Raw genomic sequence first — 17133 nt, 5'->3', positions numbered from 1 at the left:
TCGCGCTTGCGGCGACCGTCGCGGCCAAGTGCGGCTCCAGCACAGCAAAAAGCGGCCGATCCCGGCCGCTTCCTTGCCTTGCTGTGCTTCCCGTTAGCCGCCGCTGCCGCCGATTACCGCGCGGACCGTATCGTCCGGGCCGAAATCCTCCGCGCCATCGACATAGAGCATCGCACTCAGCTTGGAGCGCGCGCGATTGACGCGGCTCTTGATGGTGCCGACCGCACAGCCGCAGATCGCCGCAGCGTCCTCATAGGAGAATCCCGAGGCCCCGACCAGGATCAGCGCTTCCCGCTGGTCCTGCGGTAGCTTTTCCAGGGCGGCGCGGAATTCCTCGAACTCCAGATGGGCATTCTGTCCGGGTTGTGACTTCAGGGTCTTGGCATAGCTGCCTTCGGCGTCTTCGACCTCGCGCCGCCGCTTGCGGTAATCCGAGCGGAAGAGATTGCGCAGGATCGTGAACAGCCATGCCGGCAGATTCGAGCCGGGCTGGAACGAGTCGATATTGGCCAAGGCCCGCAACAGCGTCTCTTGCACCAGATCGTCGGCCCGATCGCCGTTGCCGCTGAGCGAGATCGCAAAGGCCCGCAGACTTGGGACCGCCGCCAAAATGTCGTCGCGAAGTGAATCAGTGAGAGGCATTAGTCTCTCCCTTCGGTTTTGCCCGCGTCGCCCATCAGGTCCGAGGATCCGCCAGGGGCGTCGAGCTTGCGGATCAATTCCGCGAAGCGATCAGGCACGCCCTGCCGAACCACGTCATCATACATCGCGCGCAATTGGTGCCCGATGCGGGACTGGATCTCCGGGTTAAGGCCGCCCTGCTTTGCTGGCGCGGCAGTCTTTTGAGCCTTGAAATCTTTCATGACAGTTCCATGTTTTCCCCAAGGTGAAGTCCCCAGATGCCGAGGAATTTTCTTGATTTTTGAGGCCGTTGCAGCGTCCACTCGGGTTCAATTCGAAGCCGGCCACATTGTTCCTGAGGGCGGGAACTTTTATGTCCCTGGAACGTAGATAGGCACGCCAGGGGCCGAGGCCACCTGTTTTGGCCTAGATTATATGGAGTGGGGATGTCTCGATCACAGCTTGTTGCTGAACATTTGCCGTTGTTGCGCCGCTATGCCCGAGCTTTGACCGGCAACCAGGCTTCTGGCGATGCCTATGTCGGAGCGATGCTGGAGGCGTTGCTACAAGATCAGAACCTGCTCGACGAACAGCACGGCGCACGGGCCGGGCTGTTTCGCCTGTTCACTCGGATCTGGAATTCGGTCGCACTGAACGACGATACCGAGGTGATGACGTTGCCGCTGCCGTCGGAGCGACGGTTGTCGAATATTACTCCGCTGCCCCGGCAGGCCTTCCTGCTGCTCTCGCTCGAGGGCTTTTCCGAGGAAGAAGTCGCCTTCATTCTGGCGCTCGACGTCACCGAGGTCCGCAAGCTGACCGAAGTCGCCGGCCGGGAGATGGCGGCGGAGATCGCCACCGATGTTTTGATCATCGAGGACGAGACCTTCATCGCCATGGACCTCGAGAGCCTGGTGAAGAACCTCGGCCACAACGTCATCGGCGTCGCCCGGACCCACGCCGACGCCATCGCGCTGGCCAAGACCAGGAAGCCCGGGTTGATCCTCGCCGACATTCAACTCGCCGACGGCAGTTCCGGGCTTGATGCGGTGAACGAACTGCTGAAGACCTTCGAGGTCCCGGTCGTGTTCATTACCGCCTATCCGGAACGGTTCTTGACCGGCGAGCGGCCGGAGCCGGCCTTCCTGATCTCGAAGCCGTTCCAGCCGGCGATGGTCTCGGCGGTGGCGAGCCAGGCGCTGTTCTTCCAGCGCAACTCACGCAATCGGGCCCCGCGCGCCGCGGCGTCCTGAAATAAACACTTCCCAACGCCTTCGAAGGAGCCGGCCATTGCGCCGGCTTTTTTGCGCCTCGTCTCGGCCGGGACGTTGACAGTTCGCAATCGCGAACGGAACGGCTCGGAGCGACCGGCTGCTGGCCGAGCGGCACATCCAGCTCAAAAAGAAGTAGGGCGCAGCTGGCATCACCACAGCTGCGCCCTACGGTGCCGGTCAATGGGGGCAGGGGACAACCGGCTGTCGAGACGACTCCCGAGCCGAAAAATCGTTCCGACGAGGTTAGCAAATTCTTCACACGCTTAAGTGATGGCCGATCCCCGAACCGGTTCGCCTCAGTCACGTTGCTACATCGAATCGCCACCGGACGAACTTAAAGGCGCAACGATATGGCCAAGATTCTTCATGCAGTGCTGGGATTTGGCGCAATCACGGTTGGACTGGGCGTGGCGCAGTTGGCGCTGGGAAGCGACCTCGGTGTGGCTACTCAGGCTCGCGATCAGACGCTAACGATCGCCGTTAACCGCAGCGCGAAATCCGATCGTATCGTCACCGCCTCGACCGCAGCGACTGCAAATACCCGCACCCTGTCGTTCCGGGTGGTCGGACAGCCAGATCTGTCGGTAGCCTTGCGTATCCCTGCCGATCAGCGGAACGAAGCCCGGCTCAATCGACCGAGTCAGTTCGCTCCGGCGACCCGCCCCAAGCGAATGGTGGCGTGTGAACCGGTGGTGAGCGTGTTGACGGAAATCGCCAAACAGCTGCAGCCGGGGCGTTGCCTGACCTGATAGCGTGCCTGAACAGGTGGCGCCGTGTGGGCGCCGCTTTGGTATGTTGCAATGCGGTGCATTCGGGTCAGATGGGCTACGGCAAGCCTTTGACCTTAAGCTTTTGACCTTTTGGCTTCAGCGCTTTCGTCAATTAATCGAACATCAGCTATCCCCGATCAGCCAGTCTTCTTCGCTTCCGGACCAGCCCCGGGCAGATGCGGCGCATCGTCCGGCATGACGTGCTCCTTCACCACCAGCGCGACGATCAGCAGCGGCGAGGCGAGAAAGCCGCCCATCGGCCCCCACAGCCAGGTCCAGAATGCCAGCGCGATGAAGACCGCCAGGGTGTTGAGCGAAAGCCTGCGCCCGATGATGGTCGGGGTGATGAAGTGCCCCTCGACAAATGTCAGGCCGACGAACGCCATCGGGGCGACCAAGCCGCCGCCAAGAGTCGGGAAACTGACGATTCCGACCACGGTCAGGATGACAAACATCACGAACGGGCCGACGATCGGAAAGAAATTCAAGGTCGCGGCGAGCGCTCCCAGTGCCGCCGGGTTTGGCATGCCGGCCAGCGCGCAGATGATCCCGGTGGCGATGCCATAGCCGAGATTGATCAGGGTGACGGTCAAAAGATAACCGCCGAGGCTGCCTTCGATCTCGTTCAGGATCCGCAATGCCCGGAGCCTGGTCTCCCGGCTGGCGAAGGTCATCACCAGTCCACGCCGCAGATCTGACCAACTGGCGATGAACAACACCAAGGTGACCAGAAACAGCAGCGTCTCGGTCAGCGTCGGTGACAGAAATTCGTAAGTCGGCTGCACCCACTCGATTTTCGGAAATTGAATGGCTGGGCCGGTGCTGCTGTCGATGCCGCCGAGCGAGCCTTGCAGTTGGTGCCACATCGCGATCGGCCGATCCAAGCTCTGCAGCTTGTCCTTCAGCATCGAACCGAGTTCGGGAAGCCGGTTGCTCCATTCCACCACCGGGGCGGAAATCAGCGCCACGATGAAGGCCACCATCCCGAACACCAAGGTGACGATCAGCACCGCCGAAACCGGGCGCGGAATCCGATGTCGCTCCATCAGCCCGGCGGCCGGCGACAACATCGTGCCGACCACAAAGGCCGTGACCACCGGAAGAAAGAACGGCTTGGCGACATAAAGCGCCGCCACGATCACGATGATCAGCAAACCCACCAATGCGAAGGCGACGATCTCGGTCCGCTGCACCAGCGGCGGCCGTTGCTCTGTGCTGTCGGGCAGCGGCGTACCCGTCGGCTCGGCTTTAATGACCCGCAAATGAGACCCTCGTTTGAGATGACCGCTTCGACGCGGCCAAACGGCGACAATGGTCGACGGTCGCTATCGGTGCGGTCAACAGGTGACGTCATCTTCCGTTCCGCGCCGCGCCCTCGCGCACGGTGAGTCCGCGGCGGTCAAGGTACAAAGGAACCTGCGGCCACACGGCGCGTTGTGTGTCCGTGCATCGATGCGGTGCACCACATCGGGGTGGCATCATGATCAAGCTTTCTTCGTCCAATGGCGGTGGTCTGCTTCATCGGCTGGCGATGACCACCATGGTGATCGCGGCCTCCTCGATCTTCGCTCATCAGGCCTCCGCGCAGGCGTTGAGCTACGCCGCGGTGCCGCAGGATGCCACCGCGCCGTTCGCGATCGATGACAGCGCCGCTGACGAAGGCGCGACGGTCCCCGAACAGTTCAAGCGCGCCGTGGTCAACTACCCGAACCGCGAGGCCGCCGGCACGGTGATCGTCGATACAGCGAACACCTATTTGTATTACGTGCTGGGCCAGAACCGCGCCATCCGTTACGGCGTCGGCGTGGGCCGCGAAGGCTTCACCTGGGCGGGCGTGCAGACCATCACCCGCAAGAGCGAATGGCCGGATTGGCATCCGCCGGCGGAAATGATTGCCCGCCAGCCCTATCTGCCGCGTTTCATGGCTGGCGGGCCGGGTAACCCGCTCGGCGCCCGAGCCATGTATCTCGGCTCCAGCGTCTACCGCATTCACGGCACCAATGATCCCTCGACGATCGGCAAGTTCGTCTCCTCAGGCTGCATCCGGCTCACCAATGAGGACGTCACCGACCTGTTCGGCCGGGTCGGAGTCGGCACCAAGGTCGTGGTGTTGCCGAAGGCGGAGCGCCGCTACGAAGCCAGTTCGAAGTCCCCGCAGCGAGTGTCGAGCTCGGCGGTGCCGCCCGCGGCAGGCTCGATCGGCCGCCAGGCGATGAACCTCTCGGCCTCCTTGGTGCACTGATCCAAGGAGTTCACCATGGCGAAGTTCAGAACAGCAGCGATGGCCTCGTGCGCCGGCGGCTTAGCTGCGCTGGTAATCGCCGGCTTGGTGGGCCCCGCTCATGCCGAGAACGACTTCCTCTCCGCGCTGTTCGGGGCGTTCAATGCGCCGCAACGCAATTATCGTCCGGAGCCGAGCATGCCGATGCCGTTTGCAAGCGAGGGCGGCGTGGTCGAGCGGCAGCCGACGCGCCGCGCCGCGCCGCGCAGCAGATCGTCCGGCGGCGAGGGCGGTGGCCAGGCGTTTTGCGTCCGCACTTGCGATGGTCGCTACTTCCCGGTCAACGGCGCCGACAATCGCAGCCGCGCCGAGACTTGCAACAGCTTCTGTCCAGCTTCGGAGACCAAGGTGATGTACGGCAGCACCATCGACAATGCTTTGGCTGCAGGAAAATCCTATTCGGAATTGCCCAACGCGTTCAAATATCGCAGCGAAATCGTGACCGGCTGTACTTGCAACGGCAAGGATCAGTTCGGACTGGCCAAAGTCGACATCGACGACGATCCGACGCTGCGAAAAGGCGACATCGTGGCTGCCGCCGATGGTTTGATGGTGGCCGGGCGCGCCGATCGACGACACGGCGCCCTGAACTTCTCGCCGGCCTCCGGCAAAATCCGGGCGCGCTATGAGAGGCTGCCGGTGGTGGCGTCGGACTGAGTCCTTTTGTTCCGAGAGGGGAACTCGCCGCCCGCTCGCCGGTTAGTGCGGGCGCGGGCGGATAACGGCGACCGCGACACCTTGTCCTCAGCCGTTGAAGGGTTTTGTGATGTCGCTGCTCATCGGTATTTTGATCACGTTCCTGGTCGTGATCCTGGTTCTCTATCTGATCAACATGTTGCCGCTCGACGGTCGCGCCAAGCAGATCGCGCGGATCATCGTGATCATTATCGGCGTCATTTCGCTGCTGAAATATCTCGCGGTATTCTAGGCTGTTGCCGACCACGCGTCTTAAACAAAAGCCCCGGCCAGATGGCCGGGGCTTTTCATTTGATGCGTACAGAGTTGAGCGGCGATCACACCGCGGCCTTGGCTTCGCGGCGCCGCGCGGTGAGGATGAACTCGGTATAGCCGTTCGGCTGCTCGCGGCCCTTGAAGATCAGGTCGCAGGCGGCCTTAAACGCCACGCCGTCGAAGCCGGGCGCCATCGGCTTGTACAGCGCGTCGCCTTCGTTCTGCTTGTCGACCACCACAGCCATCCGCTTCAAGGACTCCATCACCTGCTCCTTGGTGATGACACCCTGATGCAGCCAATTCGCCAGATGCTGGCTGGAGATCCGCAGCGTGGCGCGGTCTTCCATCAGTCCGACGTCGTGGATGTCCGGCACCTTGGAGCAGCCGACGCCCTGGTCGATCCAGCGCACCACATAGCCGAGAATGCCCTGGCAGTTGTTGTCGATCTCTTGGCGGACGTCGTCCGGCGCCCAGTTCGACTGCGACACCGGGATGGTGAGGATGTCGCTGAGTTTGGCGCGCGGACCGCCGGTTTTCAACTCCTGCTGCCGCTTCAGCACGTCGACCTGGTGATAATGCAGCGCGTGCAGCGTCGCGGCGGTGGGCGAGGGCACCCAGGCGGTGGTGGCGCCGGCCTGCGGATGGCCGACCTTCTGCGCCAGCATGTCCGCCATCTTGTCGGGCGCCGCCCACATGCCCTTGCCGATCTGGGCGTGGCCGGGCAGGCCATCGATCAGTCCCATGTCGACGTTCCAGTCTTCATAGGCCTTGATCCAGGGCTGCGCCTTCATCTCGTTCTTGCGGATCATCGGGCCCGCTTCCATCGAGGTGTGGATCTCGTCGCCGGTGCGATCGAGGAAGCCGGTGTTGATGAACACAATGCGCTTCGACGCATTCTGGATGCAGGCCTTGAGGTTGACCGTGGTGCGGCGCTCCTCGTCCATGATGCCGACCTTCATGGTGTTCTCCGCAAGGCCGAGCATCTGCTCGACACGGCCGAACAATTCGACGGTCAGCGCCACCTCGTCGGGGCCGTGCATCTTCGGCTTGACGATATAGACCGAGCCGGTGCGGCTGTTGCGGGTCTTGGAGCCACCCTTGAGGTCGTGAATCGCCAGCAGGCCGGCGACCGCGGCGTCGAGGAAGCCTTCGGGGATCTCTGCGCCGGATTCGTCGAGCACCGCGTCGGTGAACATGTGATGGCCGACATTGCGCATCAGCAACAGGCTGCGACCGTGCAGCGTCAGGCCCTTGCCGTCGACGGTCTGGTACACGCGGTCGCCGTTCAGCGCGCGGGTCAGCGTCTTGCCGCCCTTCTCGAAGTCGGCGGTGAGCGTGCCATCCATCAGGCCGAGCACGTTGCGATAGATCAGCACCTTGTCTTCGGCGTCGACAGCGGCGACCGAGTCTTCCATGTCGAGAATGGTGGAGACGGCCGATTCCAGGATCACGTCGGCGACGCCGGCAGCATCGTCCTTGCCGATCACGCTGGAGCGATCGACCTTGATTTCGATATGCATGCCGTGGTTGACCAGCAGGATCGCGGTCGGTGCCGCTGCATCGCCGAGGAAGCCGGCGAACTGCGCGGCGTTCTTCAGCGCGGTGGCGTTGCCGCTCTTCAGCTTCACCGACAGATGACCGGCGATCACGCTGTAGGACGTCACATCGGTGTGGCTGGCGGTCGCCAGCGGCACCGCTTGGTCGAGGAAGGCTTTCGCCTTGGCGATTACCTTGGCGCCGCGCGCCTTGTTGTAACCGCGGCCGGTCTCCGAAGCGTCATGCGGGATCGCATCGGTGCCGTACAGCGCGTCGTACAGCGAGCCCCAGCGCGCGTTGGCGGCGTTCAGCGAGTAGCGCGCGTTGCTGAGCGGCACCACCAGCTGCGGGCCGCAGATCTTGCCGATCTCCTCGTCGACATCGGTCGTCTCGACTTCGACGGTGGCCGGCTCCGGCAACAGATAGCCGATCTCTTTCAGGAACGCGGTGTAGGCCTCGATATCCCAGGGCTTGCCCTTGTTGGCTTTGTGCCAATCGTCGATCTTGAGCTGCAGCGCGTCGCGCAGCGCCAGCAGCTCGCGGGTCTTCGGTGCCAGGTCGCGCACGATGCCGGCCAGGCCGGCCCAGAACGCATCCGGATCGATGCCGGTCTTGGGGGCGGCCTCCTTGGCGATGAAGTCGAACAGAACTGGCGCAATCTGCAGGCCGTGGGCTTTGATGCGATTCATTTGATTTTCCAGCAAGAAACGGCACAAACCGCCGTTTACAGGGTCAACGGGCGAGCGCGCCGCCTCCCTAGCGGCGCTTAGGCCGCCTTTTAGCGCCAAAGCCGGCCGGTTGAGAAGACCCCCGGGCATCAACCTTCGCGGTGGCCGCCGGCGGCGACACTCTTTGCCAAGTCGTGCCGAAACCAGGCGATATGCCAAACGTTGCGGCCCGCAGGGGGGTGCGGCCCTTGCAATACAGCATCGCGCCGTCGCACCGGCCCATTGGAATGCGGCGGCATCCCGCTGGACTCTGCAGCCCCGAAGCGCCGACGTCACGGCCAGCAAGTCGCTCAACAGCGAAGCTGCGCGGCGGCACCAGATTGGCGACGCAGCATCGCAGACGTTGTCGCGGCATCACCATTGCGATTAGTGCCGCGCGGAGAGCAACATTCAGACATCAAAAGCCTGCCGCTGCGTGAGTTTCTCTTAAGCTATCTGTTTCTAACCTTCGGCGACCGAGGGTGTTCGATTTCCGGGATGACGGCCGGCAAACGACTTGCGCCGATCCCGGCATGATTATCTTCGGCGATCACGCCTGACGATCGAAATAGTGCAGAGGAGAACGAAATGTCAGTCTCGGGTATCACTTCCGGAACGAACGTCGCCGAGGCTTATGGCGCGCTCAATGCGGTCAACACCGCAAGCAGCACGGCGTCAGCCACGACCGACGAGACAGGCGCAGATGCAGCCCCAGCGATCGAGGCTGTGTCGACAACCACGTCGACAAGCACGTCAACGTCTGGATCCGGTTCTGCCGGCCAGCTGAGCAGCGATATGATGGGCTTGTTGCTGGACCAACAAGCATCCAGCACCGCCGAGAATGCGGAAATGTCGCCCGTGATTGACGCGACCACAGAGGCCAGTCCCGGCGCTACCGACAGCGGTAGCGCATCCGGCTCCGGTTCAGTTCCGAGCGGCGGCGGCTCAAAATCGAGCAACACGGTCTACGACAGCGCCGACACCAATGAAGATGGAAAGGTTTCAGCTGCCGAGCGAGCGGCCTACGACGACAAGCAAACGGTCGACGACAAGCCCCCAGTGAGCGTCGCGTAGCTTCACCGTTTCGTTGCGCACTTGCCCCGACTGCGACGCTTCGCGTCGGCGGGTCACCTTTCGCTGCGCGAAGCGGCCGAGGCCGCCCGGGTGGTTTCAGGGCTGGACCTGTTCGACCCGGGCCAGCCGCTCCAGCCCCGCCTTGATGACGATGGTCAACAGCGCCACCGCGGTGAGCACAGTGGCTGCGGCGAAGGCGCCGGCGACGTTGTAGTCTTGGTACAAAAGTTCGATCTGCAGCGGCAGCGTGGTGGTCTGGCCGCGGATATTGCCCGACACCACCGACACCGCGCCGAATTCGCCCATCACCCGCGCGTTGCAGAGGATGGCGCCGTACAGCACCGCCCAGCGGATATTCGGCAGCGTCACCCGGACGAAAGTCGCAAAGCCGGAGGCGCCGAGCGTCACCGCGGCTTCCTCCTCGTCGGTGCCCTGCACCTGCATCAACGGGATCAGCTCGCGCGCCACGAACGGCGCGGTGACGAACATGCTGGCGAGCACGATCGCCGGCAGCGCGAACATCACCTTGAGGCCGAGCTGCTCCAGGAGTGGCCCGAACAGCCCCTGCGAGCCGTAGACGAAAAGGAACGCCACGCCGGCGACGATCGGCGAAATCGAATACGGCAGTTCGATCAGCGCGATCAGCAAGGTGCGGCCGGGGAAGACGAATTTGGTCACGGTCCAGGCCGCGGCGAGGCCGAACAGGATGTTCATCGGCACCGCGATCGCCGCGGTGATCAGCGTCAGCTTGATGGCGTGCAGCGTTCCCGGATCGCCGAGGCTGCGGAAGAACACGCCGGCGCCTTGCGAGAACGCCGAAGCGACGATCAGCGCCAGCGGCGCCAGCAGGAACAGCGCCGTGGTGACGCCGACGATGCTTAAGACGACGCGGCGGGCGACCGGGCCGGCGCCGACCGGCGTCACCATCCAGTCGGTCTTTCTGATCGGAGGCTGCGGCTGTTTTGTCATCACATCCCTCCGCGGCCGAGATAGCGCAGGTTCCAGGCCTGCACCGCGTTGGTGACGATCAGCATCACAAAGGCCATCACCAGCATCACCGTGGCGATCGCCGCGGCCGCCTGGTAGTCGTATTCCTCGAGCCGGATGAAGGTCAAAAGCGCCACGATCTCGGTCTTCATCGGCTGATTGCCGGCGATGAAGATCACCGCGCCGAATTCGCCGAGGCTGCGCGCGAACGCCAGCGAACAGCCGGCGAGCAGCGCCGGAAAGATCGACGGGAAGATGATTTTGGTGAGGATCTGCAGATCGCTGGCACCGAGCGAGCGGCTGGCCTCCTCGACGTCGCTGCCGAGATCCTCGATCACCGGCTGCAGCGTGCGCACCACGAACGGCACGCTGACGAACGCCATCGCGATCGCGATGCCGAGCGGGGTATAGACCACCTGCAGGCCGAGCGCGTCGAGCGGGCCGCCGAACCAGCCGTTCTTGGAGAACAGCGCGGTGAGAGCGAGGCCGGCCACCGCGGTCGGCAGCGCGAAGGGAATATCGACCAGCGCGTCGAGCAGCCGCTTGCCGGGAAACTGATAGCGCGCCAGCACCCAGGCCAGCAGCAACCCATAGACCGCGTTGAAGGCGGTCGCCGCCAGCGCCATCGTGAGGGTCACCCGGATCGACGACAGCGTGCGCGGCGACGACAGGATGGTCCACAATTGCGCGCCACCGATGTCGGAAGCCTTCAGGATCAGCGCGCACAACGGCAGCAGCACGATCGCGCCGAGATACAGCACGGTGATGCCGAACGCTAAGCCGAAACCTGGAATGACGCTGCGTGGCAAGGGGAGGCCGATCCTAAGAACGATGAGTAGGTGGATAGTCGCAAGATTTTCCACGTCATTGCGAGGAGCGAAGCGACGAAGCAATCCAGGGGCTGAGCGCACGGCGCTCAGGATTGCTTCGCTTCGCTCGCAATGACGCAGAGAAGTCGTGAATTGCACCCTCGCCCCGCTTGCGGGGAGAGGGTGGCGTGACAAGCGAAGCTTGGCGCGCCGGGTGAGGGGGCGCCGCGTTCTGCCGAGGCGCCCCCTCACCCGACCCGGCTTCGCTTACGCTCCGCCGGGTCGACCTCTCCCCGCAAGCGGGGAGAGGTGAAGGCGGCATCTGTCGAGCCGGATCGACGACTATCTAGCGTCCGCCGAACAATTGATCGAGCTTGGCGCCGGAGGCGAGGTGATCGGCGGTGAGCTTGTCCCAGCCGCCGAATTCGTCCTCGACCCGGTACAGCTTGACCTCGGGGAACTTGTCCTTGAATTGCTCCGCCACGGCCTTGTCGTTCACCCGGTTATAGGCCTTGGCCAAAATGGTCTGTCCCTCCGGCGAGTAAAGATATTCCAGATAGGCGGTGGCGAGCGGCCTGGTGCCGTGCTTGTCGGCGTATTTGTCGACCACGCTGACCGGGAATTCCGCCAAGAGGCTGGTCGGCGGCACCACCACTTGGTACTTGTCCTTGCCGGCGATGTCGCGGATCGCGCTGGTCTCGGCTTCGAAGGAAATCAGCACGTCGCCGGTCTGCCGCTCGATGAAGGTGGTGGTGGCGGCGCGACCGCCGGTGTCGAACACCGGCACGTTGCCGAACAGCTTCTTGATGAAGGCATCAGCCTCGGCCTCGTTGCCGTACTTGTGCTTCGCGAAGGCATAGGCGGCGAGATAGGTGTAGCGGGCATTGCCCGAGGTCTTCGGGTTGGGGAAGATCACCTGCACGCCGGGCTTCACCAGATCGTCCCAATCCTTGATGGCCTTGGGATTTCCGGCGCGCACCAGGAATGCCGGCAGCGAGTAATACGGCGAGGAATTGTTCGGCAGCCGCTTGGCCCAGTCCGCCGGGATCAGCTTGCCCTTGTCGTACAGCACCTGCACGTCGGTGACCTGGTTGAAGGTCACGACGTCGGCCTCGAGCCCTTCGAGGATCGAGCGGGCCTGCCGCGACGAGCCGTTGTGCGACTGGTTGATGGTGACGTCCTGGCCGGTCTTGGCCTTCCATTGCTTGGTGAAGGCGGCGTTGATCTCGACATAGAGCTCGCGCGAAATGTCGTAGGAGACGTTGAGCAGCGTGGCCGGCGTCTGCGCCCACGCCGCGGACACCGCGGTGAGGGCGCCGAGACCGGCGATGAAGGCGAGGGCAAGACGGTTCACAAGAACTCCTGTCGCTGCGGAAGTCGCGGGCGGGTTAGATGTTGGCGGCGAGGTCGACGAGTTCTTCGATCAGCACGCCGGATTTCGCCAGCATCAGTTCGATCTCGTCGATCGCCTCGGCGACCGGGCGGGTGGCGGTGTCGATCGTCAATTCGCTTTCGGCGGGCGGCTGATAGTCATTGCCGATCCCGGTGAAGCCTTTCAGCGTGCCGGCGCGGGCCTTGGCGTAGTGCCCCTTGGGATCGCGGCTCTCGCAGATTTCGGCCGGCGTCGCGACATAGATCTCGCGGAACAAGGCATCTGCGATCCGTCGCGCCGCGGCGCGGTCCTCGATCGACGGCGACACCGCCGCGACGATGGCGATGTGGCCGTTGCGCGCGAGGTGGGTGGCGACTTCCGCCAGCCGGCGGATGTTCTCCGAGCGGTCCTTGGCGGAGAATCCAAGATCGCCGTTCAGCCCAGCGCGCAAGGTGTCGCCGTCGAGCAGGATCGGCGAGCCGCCGCGGTTGAACAGCCGGCGCTCCAGCGCCACCGCCAAGGTGGATTTTCCCGCCCCGGGCAGACCGGTGAACCACAGCACCGCGCCGTTGTGGCGATAGCGCGCCGAGCGTTCCTCCGGCCGCAGCGCGGATTCCACCGGCACGATATCGACCGCGGCGCGACGGCCGGTATCGACGTCGAGCACCAACCCACCGCCGGCGATCCGGCCGTTGACCTCGATCACCAGCCGTCCGGTGCGCGGATTGTCGAGGTAGGGGTCGGCCGCGACGGGGTGCAGCAGCGAAAGGTTGATTTCTCCGACGTGATTGTGCGCGATCGATTTGGCCGGGACGCCGGCGAGTTCGCCGGGATCGACCGCCTTCTCGATGGCGACGACGTTGGCGCGGGTTTCCCGGGTGCCGAGCCGGACCAGGATGTTGGCGCCGACGCTCAGCGGCTGATGGTGCAGCCAGAAGATCCGGGCGTGAATCCGCCTGGTGTCGCGCGGTGCGGACTCGGTATGGGCGATGACGTCGCCGCGCTCGATGAACAATTCACGGTCGAGCGTGATGCCGACCGAACGCCCGGCGCCTTGCGGGCCACTCAGCGGCGTCGCCGGCCAGCCTTCGACGGTCTTGATCTTAGCGATCTTGCCGGCCGGCATGATCACGATCTCGTCGCCGGCCTGCAGATGCCCGGATTCGATGCGGCCGGCGACGATGCGGCGGTCGTCGAATTTGTAGATTGCCTGCACCGGCAGCCGCAGCGGCATTTCGTCGAGCGGCCGCGCCGGCGTCAGCGCGTCGAGCGCTTCGACCACGGTCGGGCCGTTGTACCAGACGATGTTGGGCGTGCGTTCGGCGACGCCGTCGCCGTCGCGCGCGGAAATCGGGATCACCGCGGTCGGCGTGACGCCGAGTTCGATCAGATGCGCGGAGATTTCATCGCTGATCTCGGTGAAGCGGGCTTCGCTGAATTCGACGCGGTCCATCTTGTTGACCACGATCGCGACCTGTTTGATGCCGAGCAAATGCAACAGATAGCCGTGCCGCCTGGTCTGGTCGCGTACGCCTTCCAGCGCGTCGATGATCAGCACCGCGCCGTCGGCCTGCGAGGCACCGGTGATCATGTTGCGCAGGAATTCGGCGTGGCCGGGGGCGTCGATCAGCACCACGTCGCGGGAGTGGGTGCGGAACGAGATCTGCGTGGTGTCGATGGTGATGCCCTGGTCGCGCTCGGTCTGCAGCGCGTCGAGCAGGAACGACCATTCGAACGGCATGCCGCGCCGGGCGCTGACTTCCTTCAGCATTTCAAGTTTGCCGTCGGGCAGCGAGCCGGTCTCATGCAGCAGCCGTCCGACCAGGGTGGATTTGCCGTGGTCGACATGGCCGACGATGACGATGCGGACTTGCGGGCGGGTGGTGCCGTTCGGCGTGGCGAGCGACGGCTGCGGGGCGGGGACGACGAGGTTCATGGCGATGCTGCTCACAGATAGCCGGCGACGCGAAGCCGCTCGAAGGCGTCCTCGGTTTCATGGTCCAGCGCGCGGCCGGCGCGCTCCGGCACCTTGGTGCCGTCGAGTTCGATGAGGATTTCGTCGATGTTGGAGGCGCTCGACTGCACCGGGTTGGTGATGTCGGCGTCGCCCAGCGAGCGATAGCGCTTGCCGTTCTGCGACAGATACAACGGAATGATCGGGATGTTCTCGCGCTTGGTGTAGGCCCAGATGTCGGCCTCGGTCCAATGCAGGATCGGATGGATGCGCAAATGCGAGCCGGGCGGCGGCGAGGCGTTGAACTGGTCCCAGAATTCCGGCGGCTGATCGCGGACGTCCCAGCCGCCTTCGGTACCGCGCGGCGAAAACACCCGCTCTTTGGCGCGGGTGGCCTCTTCGTCGCGGCGGATCCCGGCGATCAAGCCGTCGAAACCGTGCTTGGCCAGTGCGAGCTTGAGCCCCTCGGTCTTGCGCGCCGCCGAGCGCGCCGCCGGCGGCAGCGTCGGATCGACGCTTTCGATGCCGGGGCAATATTCCAGGATTAGGTCGAGCTCCCACTCCTTCGAATACTGGTCGCGAAACGCATACATTTCAGGGAATTTCTTGCCGGTATCGACGTGCATGGCGGGAAACGGCACCCGGCCGAAAAACGCCTTGCGGGCCAGCCAAATCATCACGTTGGAGTCTTTGCCGAGCGACCACAACAGCGCCAGCTTCTTCAGCCGCGCGAAGGCTTCGCGCAAAATGTAGATGCTCTGCGCTTCCAGCGCGTCGAGATGGTCCATACCGGGGGTCATCGGCGTCTCCAGGCTGCGATCGAGCGGTTCGACATTCCACCCCACGGTTTCCGCGCAGGCAACTCCTGCCGTCGCGGACCGTTGTTGAGAAGAACCATCTCCTGCGCCTTGCGGTTAGGGGTAAAAAATTCCACAGTCGCGGTGCGGAAGAGAAGAAATAAATTTCTCTTTGCGGCCGGTGAAAGACACATATATAGAAAATAATTCCAGTCAACCCCGATGTTCCGGGCAACGGAGCCTGTATGCGATTTCTGCCGGTGTTCCTCGATTTGCGCAGCGGGCCGATCGTTCTAATCGGCGCCGGCGACTTGCTACGCGCCAAGCTGCGGCTGTTGCTGGCGGCCGGGGCGCGGATTCGCTGCTACGCGATTGATGGCCATCGTGACCTCGGCGGCATCGCGCTCGGCAACGGCCGGATCGAGTTCGTCGACGGCGATCCGCTGCAGGCCGATTTCGCCGGAGTGATCGCGGTGTTTTGCGCAGGTTCAGGCGATCTCGGCGCGCCGCTGGCGAGTCGTGCGCGGAGCCTTGGTATCCCGGTTAACATCATGGATGATCTGGCTAATTCCAGCTTCATCATGCCGGCGATCGTGGACCGCGGCGACGTCGTGGTGGCGATCGGCACCGGTGGTAGTTCGCCGGTGGTGGCGCGGCGGCTGCGCCAGCAGATCGAGGCGCTGTTGCCGGCCAGGATCGGCGAGCTTGCCGGTTTCATCGGCCGCTGGCGCAAGGCCATTCATCAGCGGATTCCGCAATTTCCGTTGCGGCGCAAATTCTGGGAGCGCGTGGTCGATGGCCCGATCGGCGCGCAGGTCCTCGAAGGGCATCTCGATCTGGCCGATAAAGCCTTGAGAGATATCGATAATCCGTCCGACTTTGCGGGCGCGCAACAGCCCGGTCATGTCACGCTGGTCGGCGCCGGGCCGGGCGATCCGGACCTTTTGACGATCAAGGCGCTGCGGGCCCTGCAGGATGCTGATACCATCTTCTATGATGAACTGGTCTCACAAGAAGTCCTCGATCGCGCGCGGCGCGACGCCACGCTGGTCGCGGTCGGCCGCCGCGTCGGCCAGCCCGGCATCGGCCAGGACGAGATCAATCGCCGGCTGATTGTTGCGGCAAACTTGGGGCAGCGCTGCGTGCGGCTGAAAGGCGGCGACTCACTGATTTTCGGCCGCGGCGGCGAGGAGATCGCGGCGTTGCGCGACGCCGGCATCTCCTATTCGGTGGTGCCTGGCATCACCGCGGCGCTCGGTGCCGCCGCCGAGTTCGAGGTGCCGCTGACGTTTCGCAACGAGGCGCTGCGCATCACCTTCCTGACCGCACACAAGGCGGAGGGTGCCGCGAGCGTCGACTGGTCGGCGCTGACCGATCCGAAGATGACCGTCGTGGTGTACATGGGCATGAGCGCGGCGGCGCAGGTCCGCGCCGGACTAATCGCCGCCGGCCGTTCGCCGCTGACTCCGGTCGGCGTGTTCGCGCGCGTCACCCGACCAAATTCCAAGGCCGCGGTCGGCACGCTCGATCAGTTGCCCGATCTTATCGCGCAGGTCGAAGGCGGCCCGGCGATCCTGATCATCGGCGACGTCGTGGCGCATGCCGCGCCACGGCAGGCCGATTCGAACTCACACGACTTCACCCCTCTCACGCAAAAACTCTCGGAAATGTTGGCGGCTGCTGAATGACCTCTCCTCTACAACAGAAAATCAAGATCACCGGACCCTCGGTGGTGACCGCGAACCGCACCTTCGACGGCGCGGTGATCTGGCGCACCGCCACCAAGGACTGGTCGACCGACCTCGCGGATGCCGCGGTGGTCAGCACCGTCGACACCGCGCGGGCGCTGCTCGCCGAATCCGCCGCCGACGATATCGGCGCGGTCGGCCCCTATATCGCGCCGGTGACCATCGACGATTCCGGCGCGATCGCCCCCGGCAATCTGCGCGAGCAGATCCGCAGCACCGGCGTCACCATCGACATTCCTGCGACCGTGTAAG

At 64.0% G+C, this 17133-nt stretch carries 17 protein-coding genes; 8 read left to right on the top strand and 9 right to left on the bottom strand.

From position 1 onward, the window contains the following. Nucleotides 1-93: 93 nt before the first annotated feature. Together RPC_RS20145 and RPC_RS20140 are read right to left on the bottom strand one after the other, a co-directional pair. Nucleotides 94-642 (bottom strand): sigma-70 family RNA polymerase sigma factor, encoded by a 549-nt coding sequence (locus tag RPC_RS20145; RefSeq protein WP_011474437.1) that lies wholly within the window; start codon nt 640-642, stop codon nt 94-96. Further along, nucleotides 642-863 carry a NepR family anti-sigma factor gene (locus RPC_RS20140; protein ID WP_011474436.1) on the bottom strand — a complete coding sequence of 74 codons (222 nt, stop codon included), beginning with the start codon at nt 861-863 and terminating at the stop codon, nt 642-644. Before RPC_RS20140 ends, RPC_RS20145 begins: the two co-directional genes overlap by 1 nt. A 204-nt stretch (nt 864-1067) precedes the next feature. On the opposite strand from RPC_RS20140, the gene RPC_RS20135 reads away from it, so the two are divergent. Both RPC_RS20135 and RPC_RS20130 read left to right on the top strand, forming a co-directional pair. Then, nucleotides 1068-1874, top strand: coding sequence for a response regulator (locus RPC_RS20135; protein WP_011474435.1), 807 nt, complete (start codon nt 1068-1070; stop codon nt 1872-1874). 371 nt (nt 1875-2245) lie between these two features. Continuing rightward, on the top strand, nt 2246-2644 hold the full coding sequence (locus RPC_RS20130) for a hypothetical protein (RefSeq protein WP_011474434.1): 399 nt from the start codon (nt 2246-2248) through the stop codon (nt 2642-2644). Nucleotides 2645-2802: 158 nt separating this feature from the next. Here RPC_RS20130 and RPC_RS20125 read toward each other — a convergent pair whose 3' ends face one another. Then, nucleotides 2803-3927, bottom strand: a complete 1125-nt coding sequence (locus tag RPC_RS20125; RefSeq protein WP_011474433.1) for an AI-2E family transporter — start codon at nt 3925-3927, stop codon at nt 2803-2805. Between the two features lie 218 nt (nt 3928-4145). Between RPC_RS20125 and RPC_RS20120 the strand changes: the two genes are divergently transcribed. The 3 genes from RPC_RS20120 to RPC_RS25840 all read left to right on the top strand — a co-directional run bounded on the left by RPC_RS20120 (nt 4146) and on the right by RPC_RS25840 (nt 5874). After that, the gene (locus RPC_RS20120) at nt 4146-4907 is read left to right on the top strand and encodes a L,D-transpeptidase (protein ID WP_011474432.1); all 762 of its coding nucleotides are present in this window, start codon (nt 4146-4148) and stop codon (nt 4905-4907) included. A 15-nt stretch (nt 4908-4922) separates the two neighbouring features. After that, entirely contained in the window at nt 4923-5603 is a 681-nt protein-coding gene (locus RPC_RS20115; RefSeq protein WP_011474431.1) for a DUF2865 domain-containing protein, read from the top strand. A gap of 109 nt (nt 5604-5712) precedes the next feature. After that, nucleotides 5713-5874: a Thivi_2564 family membrane protein gene (locus tag RPC_RS25840; RefSeq protein ID WP_011474430.1), complete on the top strand. Its 162-nt coding sequence runs from the start codon at nt 5713-5715 to the stop codon at nt 5872-5874. 85 nt (nt 5875-5959) lie between these two features. Here RPC_RS25840 and RPC_RS20110 read toward each other — a convergent pair whose 3' ends face one another. Further along, the gene (locus RPC_RS20110) at nt 5960-8122 is read right to left on the bottom strand and encodes a malate synthase G (RefSeq protein ID WP_011474429.1); all 2163 of its coding nucleotides are present in this window, start codon (nt 8120-8122) and stop codon (nt 5960-5962) included. A 606-nt stretch (nt 8123-8728) separates the two neighbouring features. Here RPC_RS20110 and RPC_RS20105 point away from each other — a divergent pair. After that, nucleotides 8729-9214, top strand: coding sequence for a hypothetical protein (locus RPC_RS20105; protein WP_011474428.1), 486 nt, complete (start codon nt 8729-8731; stop codon nt 9212-9214). Between the two features lie 96 nt (nt 9215-9310). Here RPC_RS20105 and cysW read toward each other — a convergent pair whose 3' ends face one another. The 5 genes from cysW to cysD all read right to left on the bottom strand — a co-directional run bounded on the left by cysW (nt 9311) and on the right by cysD (nt 15136). Then, entirely contained in the window at nt 9311-10183 is an 873-nt protein-coding gene (cysW, locus tag RPC_RS20100) for a sulfate ABC transporter permease subunit CysW (protein WP_011474427.1), read from the bottom strand. Next, on the bottom strand, nt 10183-11010 hold the full coding sequence (gene cysT, locus RPC_RS20095) for a sulfate ABC transporter permease subunit CysT (protein ID WP_011474426.1): 828 nt from the start codon (nt 11008-11010) through the stop codon (nt 10183-10185). Before cysT ends, cysW begins: the two co-directional genes overlap by 1 nt. A gap of 346 nt (nt 11011-11356) precedes the next feature. After that, nucleotides 11357-12364 carry a thiosulfate ABC transporter substrate-binding protein CysP gene (gene cysP, locus RPC_RS20090; protein WP_011474425.1) on the bottom strand — a complete coding sequence of 336 codons (1008 nt, stop codon included), beginning with the start codon at nt 12362-12364 and terminating at the stop codon, nt 11357-11359. Between the two features lie 34 nt (nt 12365-12398). Then, complete coding sequence (cysC, locus tag RPC_RS20085; protein ID WP_011474424.1) at nt 12399-14318, bottom strand: adenylyl-sulfate kinase; 1920 nt, start codon at nt 14316-14318, stop codon at nt 12399-12401. Nucleotides 14319-14329: 11 nt separating this feature from the next. Continuing rightward, nucleotides 14330-15136 (bottom strand): sulfate adenylyltransferase subunit CysD, encoded by an 807-nt coding sequence (gene cysD / locus RPC_RS20080; RefSeq protein WP_011474423.1) that lies wholly within the window; start codon nt 15134-15136, stop codon nt 14330-14332. A gap of 242 nt (nt 15137-15378) precedes the next feature. Here cysD and cysG point away from each other — a divergent pair, with 242 nt between their 5' ends. Together cysG and RPC_RS20070 are read left to right on the top strand one after the other, a co-directional pair. Next, entirely contained in the window at nt 15379-16821 is a 1443-nt protein-coding gene (cysG, locus tag RPC_RS20075) for a siroheme synthase CysG (protein WP_011474422.1), read from the top strand. Continuing rightward, nucleotides 16818-17132: a DUF2849 domain-containing protein gene (locus RPC_RS20070; RefSeq protein ID WP_011474421.1), complete on the top strand. Its 315-nt coding sequence runs from the start codon at nt 16818-16820 to the stop codon at nt 17130-17132. The genes cysG and RPC_RS20070 overlap by 4 nt, the downstream gene beginning before the upstream one ends. Nucleotide 17133 lies beyond the last annotated feature (1 nt).

The sequence above is a fragment of the Rhodopseudomonas palustris BisB18 genome (assembly GCF_000013745.1).
GTDB classification, from domain to species: Bacteria; Pseudomonadota; Alphaproteobacteria; order Rhizobiales; family Xanthobacteraceae; genus Rhodopseudomonas_A; species Rhodopseudomonas_A palustris_F.
The sequence above is the reverse complement of the archived record's forward strand: the minus strand, read 5'-3'. Positions and strand labels throughout refer to the sequence as shown.